Consider the following 2,133-nt stretch of genomic DNA (forward strand, 5'->3'; position numbering starts at 1 on the left):
ATCCTATAATGATTACGCCCGTTTCAATTTCTTGTGCCTAGTAAATACGGTATAATTTGCCCTTTACGCACATTACCTCTGGTCTTTTCAGACGGCCTTTATCTCATGACTGCAAAATCTCCTAAAACCCAAACAAAAAAACGCGTCTCTACCAAACCGGCAGCCAAACCGACCACACGCAAATCCACCAAAGCACAAACTCAAGCCGACAATAAAGTCTCTCAACGCCTCAAGGCCGCCAAAGAGCTGCAAAGAAATGAAGAAAAAAAAGCGCGTCCCGAGCATGTCGTTAACTTGATTAATGATGCTTTATGGCTGTTTGGCTTGGTTATCACCATTTATTTGGCTATTTCCCTGGCCAGCTTCAGCATGGACGACCCTGCATGGTCGCGCAGCGTTCCCAAAAGCAACGATGTCGCCAACCTTGGCGGCCTCTTTGGCTCCTATCTTTCCGATGTCGGATATTATCTGTTCGGCTTATCATTTTGGTGGTGGATAGCCGCCTCTTGCGTTTTCCTCTACAAAAACTTCCGCCCCATGAAAAAGCAGGAAAACCATAAGCCCTACAATCACGGCGTAGCCGCTTTGGCATTATTCCTCCTGCTGGTGTGCAGCCCGATTATCGAACATTTCCTGTTTGACAACGCATTGAGCGAATCCCTTCCCGTTGGAGCCGGTGGCTTGGTCGGCCTGTTGGCCGGTTCAGGCTTGGCTTGGCTGTTAGGCAAGTCGGGCAGCCTGTTGATTATGCTGGTGATGTTGCTTTTATCCATTTCCCTGCTGGCTCAGGTGTCATGGTTGGAAGTCATGGCCAAATCCGGCAGCCATATGGGCGGCCTGTTTGGCAGCCTGATGAAAAAACTGTCTCAATTCCAAAATAAAAAAGAAGATGTCCACTCCGAAGCTTTGGAAACCCAAAATACGCGCCGCATGGTTAAAGAGGCCAAAACCATTACCGCCACTCCGGTTGCTCCGTTGGCAGGCAGCAGCAGCAACCGTAAAACCGTCGCCGTATCCGTTGCGCCGCCCCCTAAAATCCAAACTTCCCTGTTTGACGATACTGAACCTAAAAACAACGGCGAATACCACAAACCCAACATGAATCTGTTGCGTATGCCGTCTGAAGAACCGGTTGCCGTCAATCCGGATGAATTGCAACAAACCGCAGAATTAATCGAAGCCAAGCTGGCTGAATTCGGCATCGGCGTACAGGTTGTTTCCGCTACTTCCGGCCCTGTGATTACCCGCTACGAAATCGAACCGGCACAAGGTGTCAAAGGCAGTCAAATTGTCGCCCTGTCCAAAGATTTGGCGCGCTCGATGTCTCTGCAAGCGGTACGCATCGTAGAAACCATTGCCGGTAAAAACACCATGGGCATTGAATTGCCCAACGAGAAACGCCAAGATGTCATGTTGAGCGAAATCCTCTCTTCATCCGTGTTTACCGACGCCAAGTCCAAACTGACCGTTGCCTTGGGTAAAGATATTGCAGGTACCCCCGTTGTCGGCGACTTGGCAAAAATGCCGCATCTTTTAGTCGCAGGTATGACCGGATCGGGTAAATCTGTCGGCGTGAACGGCATGATTATGTCCATGCTCTTCAAAGCCACGCCCGACGAAGTCCGCTTCATTATGATTGACCCGAAAATGCTGGAATTAAGCATTTACGACGGCATTCCGCATCTGCTCTGCCCGGTTGTGACCGATATGCGTGAGGCAGGCCAAGCATTGAACTGGTGTGTTGCCGAAATGGAAAAACGCTATCGCCTGCTTTCCCATGCCGGCGTGCGTAATTTGGACGGTTTCAACCAAAAAGTCGAACAAGCCAAAGCAGCAGGCAAACCATTGCTCAACCCGTTCAGCTTAAATCCTGACGATCCTGAGCCTCTGGAAAAACTGCCGTTGATTGTGGTCGTTATCGACGAGTTGGCTGACTTAATGATGACCGAACGCAAATCCGTTGAGCAGCAAATCGCACGTCTTGCCCAAAAAGCGCGTGCGGCAGGTATTCACATGATTGTCGCCACTCAACGCCCAAGCGTTGATGTGGTTACCGGCCTGATTAAAGCCAACATTCCGACACGTATGGCCTTTACCGTACAAAGCAAAATCGACAGCCGCACTATTCTTGAC

General features: G+C 50.0%; 2 pseudogenes. Both read left to right on the top strand.

Annotated elements, in window-relative coordinates:
* Positions 1–105 precede the first annotated feature (105 nt).
* A pseudogene (locus tag ACTHUM_RS12070) lies at positions 106–808 on the top strand (DNA translocase FtsK 4TM domain-containing protein); the annotation flags it as partial.
* A 101-nt stretch (positions 809–909) separates the two neighbouring features.
* Positions 910–2,133: pseudogene (locus tag ACTHUM_RS12075) on the top strand (DNA translocase FtsK); the annotation flags it as partial.

The sequence above is a fragment of the Neisseria sp. P0021.S006 genome, from assembly GCF_051956895.1.